General features: G+C 54.0%; 7 protein-coding genes. 2 read left to right on the top strand and 5 right to left on the bottom strand.

Going from position 1 to position 6,000, the window contains the following annotated elements:
* Positions 1–190: 190 nt before the first annotated feature.
* On the bottom strand, positions 191–1,057 hold the full coding sequence (rlmA, locus tag A6U95_RS09365; protein ID WP_065684262.1) for a 23S rRNA (guanine(745)-N(1))-methyltransferase: 867 nt from the start codon (positions 1,055–1,057) through the stop codon (positions 191–193).
* Between the two features lie 145 nt (positions 1,058–1,202).
* Here rlmA and A6U95_RS09360 point away from each other — a divergent pair, with 145 nt between their 5' ends.
* Positions 1,203–1,916, top strand: a complete 714-nt coding sequence (locus A6U95_RS09360; RefSeq protein ID WP_065684261.1) for a laccase domain-containing protein — start codon at positions 1,203–1,205, stop codon at positions 1,914–1,916.
* Positions 1,917–1,981: 65 nt separating this feature from the next.
* Here A6U95_RS09360 and cspE read toward each other — a convergent pair whose 3' ends face one another.
* The 3 genes from cspE to A6U95_RS09350 all read right to left on the bottom strand — a co-directional run bounded on the left by cspE (position 1,982) and on the right by A6U95_RS09350 (position 4,096).
* Positions 1,982–2,191, bottom strand: coding sequence for a transcription antiterminator/RNA stability regulator CspE (cspE, locus tag A6U95_RS09355; protein WP_002221949.1), 210 nt, complete (start codon positions 2,189–2,191; stop codon positions 1,982–1,984).
* Between the two features lie 41 nt (positions 2,192–2,232).
* Entirely contained in the window at positions 2,233–2,349 is a 117-nt protein-coding gene (locus A6U95_RS29670; protein ID WP_002211058.1) for a DUF2627 domain-containing protein, read from the bottom strand.
* A 748-nt stretch (positions 2,350–3,097) separates the two neighbouring features.
* Positions 3,098–4,096: an MBL fold metallo-hydrolase gene (locus tag A6U95_RS09350; RefSeq protein WP_065684269.1), complete on the bottom strand. Its 999-nt coding sequence runs from the start codon at positions 4,094–4,096 to the stop codon at positions 3,098–3,100.
* A 212-nt stretch (positions 4,097–4,308) separates the two neighbouring features.
* Between A6U95_RS09350 and A6U95_RS09345 the strand changes: the two genes are divergently transcribed.
* The gene (locus A6U95_RS09345; RefSeq protein ID WP_065684260.1) at positions 4,309–4,593 is read left to right on the top strand and encodes a hypothetical protein; all 285 of its coding nucleotides are present in this window, start codon (positions 4,309–4,311) and stop codon (positions 4,591–4,593) included.
* Positions 4,594–4,629: 36 nt separating this feature from the next.
* Here the strand turns inward: A6U95_RS09345 and A6U95_RS09340 are convergent, their stop codons facing one another.
* Complete coding sequence (locus tag A6U95_RS09340; RefSeq protein ID WP_024486480.1) at positions 4,630–6,000, bottom strand: amino acid permease; 1,371 nt, start codon at positions 5,998–6,000, stop codon at positions 4,630–4,632.

The raw sequence follows: 6,000 nt of genomic DNA, 5'->3' as shown, positions 1-6,000 counted from the left end.
TACGTAATGACATGGCAGATCTCTCATTCCACGGCATAAGCAGCTCCACTCAGAAGTACTCATACCTATGTTGTAAGTGTCTACCATGTCCCCGAACAAGTGTTCATGATGTCCTCGGTCTGTACACTCCCCAAGGAGAGGGAACCGATTGACACCACATCATCAGTTGCAAATCAGCGTCCGTAACTGACTACAGCTCCGTACCAATTCCCTCGCCCTGTGGCAGAGGGTTGGAGTGAGGGGCGACTCGGCGGTATAAGCGGATAGCGAAATCCGTCTCACAGGCAAAGGTCGCCATGTCGAGCAAACCTTGTTGCACCTCCGGCGAAGCGCGCCAGGCAAACGGCGTCATCTGCAACAGATTGGCAGCCTGGTCACCCGGCAGCGCCATCGGATAAGCCAATGACTTAGCCAAATCACAGCTGAAGCCCTCAAGCTGCTCATCATGCTCCGCATGCAATTGAACCTCCTGATAAACCTGCTGTTTTAGCTGATAAAGGTGACGCGGCCCCGGTGACACCGTCACAACCACCCCACCCGGCTTGACTACTCGCGCCAATTCCTCGGCTTTACAGGGTGCATAGATACGTAACACAGCATCGAGCGACGCGTCGGCAAACGGTAGACGGTGGCTGGAAGCCACGCAGAAAGAGACCGTCGGGTAGCGTTTGGCTGCCGAGCGAATCGCCACCTTGGCGACATCCAGGCCATACACCGCTACGGTCCGCTCCTGAGACAAGCGTGCAGCCACGGCGGCCGTGTAATAGCCTTCACCACAGCCAATATCCAGTAGTGCCTGTGGTTCAATAGGCAAGGTGCTGGCTAACAGCTCGGCCACTCGCTGTTGCAACGGCTGGTAGTAGCCGCCGTCAAGAAATGTGCGGCGGGCCTGCATCATCTCGGCACTGTCACCCGGCTGTTTAGAACGCTTGTGTTGCACCGGCATTAAGTTGACGTACCCTTCTTTGGCACGGTCGAATTGATGGTTATTTTCGCAACGCCACTGTTGGTTTGCGAAATCAAGCGGTTGGAAGCACAGGGGGCACTGATAAGACATGGATGAGATCCCAGAGAGAGATGGCGCGGGTAGTCTAAAGAAGGCTGGTGTACGATGCAAGGCGGATGCCCATCTGCCACTAGCCAAGTAATCCAAAAGCTGGCTACACTGGATATCTCCTCTCAGCCACAGGCAAAGACGTTCTATGACCGACTATTCCCCGCTGCTCAGCGGCGTTCCTGGCATCGCTCATGGCTTTGGCAATAAAGGTGCCCTTCTGCCAACGCCGTTACAGCCCTTTCGCAATACGCTGCCTGAGAAAAAACAGGTACACGGTATTCGCATAGTCGATATCCATCAGGCGGGCCAGCAATGCGGTGAAGCCGATGGCTTCTTTACCCGTGAGCCAGGGATCCTGATCAGCGTATTAACCGCAGACTGCCTGCCGGTCATTTTCAGCCGTAAAGACGGTAGCGCCATTGCTGCGGTACATGCGGGCTGGCGCGGCCTGCTGGATGGCATTCTGGAGCAGATGGCCAAACGCATCGGCCAGGATGACGATACCGCCAACTGGGTGGCCTCCATCGGCCCCGCTGCGGGCGCTTGCTGCTATCAGGTTAATCAGGAACTAGTCGAACAGTTTCGGCAGGCACTGCCCTTGCCAGCAGAGCTGATCAGCCCGACCCACCGCCATCTGGATCTGGCCGCCATCGCCGTAAACAAGCTCAAAGCCTTGGGATTCGCCGCGGTCGATCACGCAGGCACTTGCACCATCTGCACGCTCAACAGCGACCCACGGCAGCCCCAGCGCTTTAAATACACCAGCTATCGCCGCAACAGCCATCGCCGTGCACTAGATCCCAGCCATCCGGGGATTAAAGGCCGTAATCAGTATTCCGGCATCATCATTACCGGGTGACATTCACCGACGCCAGAAACGAAAAAACCCGCACTAAGGCGGGTTTTTTGTTCAGCTGACGCTGATTAGATTGCAGTAACGTTTACTGCAGATGGGCCTTTCTGGCCATCTTGGATTTCGAACTCAACGTTCTGGCCTTCAGCCAGGGTTTTGAAGCCGTTACCCTGGATTGCAGAGAAGTGTACGAACACGTCTTTGCTGCCGTCAGCCGGGGTGATGAAACCGAAACCTTTAGACTCGTTGAACCACTTAACTTGACCTTTGATCTTTGCCATCTTGAGTATTTCCTTTGGATTGTTTAAACCGCCCGTAGGCGTTACATAGACAAACTAGAGTCGTTACTGCTTGAGGCACTAAGATAAGGATCGGCAGAGAAGCGGTATTCAACGCTAACGTCTTTACTCAGAACTTCTTTACTGAAAATGCCACACATATACAGAACTGTACCTCGTTTTACCCAAGTGCGTTATCACATACTCTGGAATCGATGGCAAGCCATTTTTAATCACTCATGGACGTGTCGCACATATTTGAAACGGTCAGCCGCAAGAATAGCTTAAATAGGGCAAAAGAGGTTGAAGCCTTGGCTATTTTCTGCTTTGTAAAGAAGCTGCGCTGTACTCCGCGTGGCGCCTCAGTTTTAACAATTCTTTCAACTCGGCAGCAAGCGGTTTTGACCACATATAAGCCGCGGACAGGCCAAAGAACGTAAAAAAATTTGAATCTTTATGGAATTTTATATGCAACTATTGAATATCGATGACCGGGGGCCAAACGGCCTACTGATCCGACCTTTGGGTAGCAAAGCCTGTCATAGCAGGACAGTTATGCTTTGGCCCGCCACAACAGAATCGTTCACTCGGGCCAAAACGCTCACGCAGACCAGTGCATAATCATGCAGCGAGCCAAATTTTGCACCAAGAATGTGCAAGTGGACGAAATAGCCCCCCCGCCCTACAAGTTTATATCCGTAGCTAAGTTAGTAAGGATAAAAACAAATAATAAAAATACCACCTACCCGCTCAGCGGCTATTTCCGCCGAAGATTAACAAAATCGCCAAGGCTTTTTATTCGCTAATCTTGGCGTAGCTGTTTTATCCATTACCCGCCGCAAACCCCGCAAAGCCGCACCACACACAGCGCCACCCGATGCGGGGTGCGCCGCAACCCCATGATACTCATTAGGAGTTAGGGCTAACCTCCAGATGTTCACCAATCTTCAGCGGATAAAAACTGTGCTGCTCAACCCCGGCCTCGCGTAGTGCCAGGCTGAGTTGTTCAGGCGGTTCATCCAACGACTCATCGGCCAATTCAAACACGCCCCAATGGATAGGGATCACTCTGGGTTCGTTCAATTGCTGATACAGCCTCACCGACTGCTGCGGGTCCATATGCTGCTCTTGCATGAACCATCTTGGGGCGTAAGCACCAATGGGCAGCGCCGCGATATCGAACGGCCCCAGGCGGGTGCCGATATCGACCAACCGCTCGCTGTAACCGCTGTCACCAGAGAAATAAAAACGCAGCGCCGGGTGATGGATCACCCAGCCACACCATAGAGAACGGTTGCGATCCCACGGTGTACGCATGCTCCAGTGGCGTGCTGGCGTGGCGTAGACCGTCATTTCGTCCAGCGTCAGGCTCTCCCACCAATCCAGTTCGACCACCCGTTTGGCCGGGTAATGGCTGAACCAGCGTTTGAGGCCCAACGGTACAACGAAGGTGGCATTGCGAAAGCGTTTGGTCAGTTCCCTGATGGTTTGGCGATCCAGATGGTCGTAGTGATTATGAGAAATCAGCACCACATCTACCGCGGGCAACTGCTTTACCGTTAGCGGAGGTGGTGTCTTGCGATGCGGGCCGTAGAAGCTCACAGGTGATGCCCTTGGCGACAGCACCGGATCGATCAGCACATGGCGCCCCCCCAGGCGCAACAGCAGAGAAGCATGGCCCAACCACCATACACGGTCCTGATCGCCGCTCAGATCGGCGGCTTGCCACCAGTTGGAGATGAACTGTTCGTAGCCTGCTTGAGGAGGTTTGGGCAGGCCGAGCTTCTTGCGTTCATCTTGCCAGCGCTTCAGATCCCCGGCCTGGTGTAGCGACGGCTCCGGGTTGCAGAATCCCTGTGGCGTATGATGCGCTTTGCTGGCGTCGTAATATTTGTTGGTTATTTTCAACCCATTCTCTCCCTGTAGTACCATAGTGGTTCCGCAACCGTTACAAGGTTGCCTACCCAATAGCTTATAATATCGCAATGACAAACAACTGACCTTTTTGTGGATATTGTTGTCATAGCCAGGGTAAGAAGGCCAAGGTCGCCAAGAACCTGTTAAGCCTTTCTTAAGAACCTTGTGATTTACTTACTAGGACATTCTGAAAAGGAGGAGTTATGAGCCGGACTGCATCAGGCAAGTCACGCGTTCGTATGGGCCGCTATCGCCGAGCGCTGACTACGCAAGGGCAATACTGGAAAATGTATCTGGCAATGAAGCTGCGCCGGCTACGCGTACCGTCACCGCTGCTGTTACTGGCAAGCACCCTGGCAGGCTTTTTTATGCTGGGCCTGCTGATGCTTAGCGTGGTGGTGATTGATGTTATCAGCACCCTGTTCCTGCTGTGCAGAAAGCTGCTGCGGCTGGGGCGCCACCATCAGGGCAATGCCGTCGCCCGTTAACCGTTTGGAGGCGCTGCGGCGCCTCCTACGTGAAAACTACCTCTTGTTACCACCCGCCTTTTTACGCCGGGTCAGCAAAAATCCAACCCACAACAACAGTACCCAAACCGGCATCAACAGTACGGAGATGCGGATCCCTGGGCTGAAGTACATGATCACCAGGATCAACGACAGGAACACCAGGCACAGATAGTTGCCAAACGGATACCATAGCGACCTAAAGCTGGTGATCACCCCTTGGCGATCCTTGGCCGCGCGGAATTTCAGGTGCGCCAGGCAAATCATCACCCAGTTAATCACTAACGTTGAGACCACCAGCGCCATCAGCAAGCCAAACGCCTCGCCGGGCATGACGTAGTTAATCAATACGCCTACCGAGGTGGCCAGCGCCGATAACGCGATAGACAGCACCGGTACGCCACGCTTGTTGACCTTGGTCAGCGCCTTTGGCGCATTGCCTTGTGTCGCCAGGCCAAACAGCATCCGGCTATTGCAATACACGCCGCTGTTGTAGACCGACAGCGCCGCCGTCAGTACCACCACGTTGAGCATGGTCGCCACCAGGTTGCTGTTGAGCGCATGGAAGATCATCACAAACGGACTGCCCCCTTCCACAACCTTGCCCCACGGGTAAAGTGACAACAGCACCGTCAACGAGCCGATATAGAAGATCAGGATGCGATACACCACCTGATTGGTGGCTTTAGGAATGCTACGGCGCGGATCGGCTGCTTCTGCTGCGGTGATACCCACCATTTCCAGCCCACCGAACGAGAACATGATTACCGCCATCGCCATCACCAAGCCGCTGATGCCGTGCGGCATAAAGCCGCCCTGATCCCACAGGTTGCTAATGCTGGCTTCCGGGCCACCGTTGCCGCTGGCCAACAGATAGGCACCAAATACGATCATCCCCAGGATCGCCGCCACCTTGATGATGGCAAACCAGAACTCGGTTTCCCCATACAGGCGTACGTTCACCAGATTGACCAGGTTAATCACGACGAAGAAAACTGCCGCCGATGCCCAGGTTGGGATTTCCGGCCACCAGTATTGAATATAAATCCCTACGGCGGTCAGTTCCGCCATACCGACCAGGATAAACATCGCCCAGTAGTTCCAACCGGATAAGAAACCGGCAAAGTCTCCCCAATATTTATAGGCAAAATGGCTAAAGGAACCGGCCACCGGCTCTTCCACCACCATCTCCCCCAGTTGGCGCATGATCAAAAAGGCAATAAAACCGCCAATGGCATAGCCCAGCAGCACGGAAGGCCCGGCCATCTGAATGGTTTGTGCAATACCCAGGAATAGGCCGGTACCGATGGCACCTCCCAAGGCAATAAGTTGTATATGTCTATTTTTTAAACCGCGTTTTAGCGGGGTATCCTGAAGCTGACCGCCCAT

This window comes from Serratia sp. 14-2641, from assembly GCF_001692375.1.
Lineage (GTDB): Bacteria > Pseudomonadota > Gammaproteobacteria > Enterobacterales > Enterobacteriaceae > Chania > Chania fonticola_C.
Note: the sequence above shows the minus strand (reverse complement) of the source record. Positions and strands in the feature narration are given on the sequence as shown.